The sequence below is a fragment of the Protofrankia sp. CiP1_Cm_nod4 genome, assembly GCF_982290645.1.
On the sequence record NZ_CEVIVC010000146.1, the window covers coordinates 12,679 to 13,534 of the forward strand.

General features: G+C 68.3%; 1 protein-coding gene. It reads left to right on the top strand.

All coding sequences use genetic code 11. The annotated features are described in order from the left end of the window. Positions 1-513: type III pantothenate kinase (locus tag AC5LSR_RS20320; protein WP_493468836.1), on the top strand; the 513-nt coding region annotated here is incomplete at its 5' end. Positions 514-856 lie beyond the last annotated feature (343 nt).

The window sequence follows — 856 nt, forward strand, 5'->3', positions numbered from 1 at the left end:
GCCGTCGTGGTGGAGCCGGGCACGAGAACAGGGGTGCCGATCCTCATCGACAACCCCAAGGAGGCCGGCGCGGACCGGATCGTGAACGCGCTGGCCGCCCACCACCTCTACGGCGGCCCGGCGATCATCGTCGACTTCGGGACGTCCACGAACCTGGACGTGGTCTCCGGCCGCGGCGAGTTCCTCGGCGGCGCGTTCGCCCCGGGCATCGAGATAGCCCTGGACGCGCTCGCGTCGCGGGCGGCGCAGCTGCGCAACGTCGAACTCATCCCACCCCGCTCGGTGATCGGGAAAAACACGGTCGAATGCCTCCAGTCCGGCATGATCTACGGGGTGGCGGGCCAGGTGGACGGCCTGGTACGCCGCATCACCAACGAACTGGACGCCGACCCCGTGGTCATCGCCACCGGCGGGCTGGCCTCCCTCGTCATCCGCGAGAGCGAAACCCTCCAGCACCACGAGCCCCACCTGACCCTCATCGGCCTCCGCCTCATCTTCGAGAAGAACACATAGGAACTCCCGCCAGCCCCGTCCGCTCCCGGCGCCCCCGCGAGGGCCACCGGCAACTCATCTACGTCATCGGTCGCTGTCACATACCTATGTGCAACTCCTGTACTTCGCGGTCGCATTGACACCGATGCGCCGGGAAGGCAGCGGACGCGGGTGCGTGACCAGCCGACCGTAGACTTACGACATGGCGGTGGACGTGTCCGTGCGGGACCTTGTGCGTTCCTACGCGTCGCTGCGTGACGCGGTCGGCCAGAGCGCCGGTCCGGGCGGGCGGCTGCTGCGGTTTTACAGCGTCGAATGCGGCCTGAAGGCTGCCTACCTCGGCAAACGGGGTACGAGCGCACGA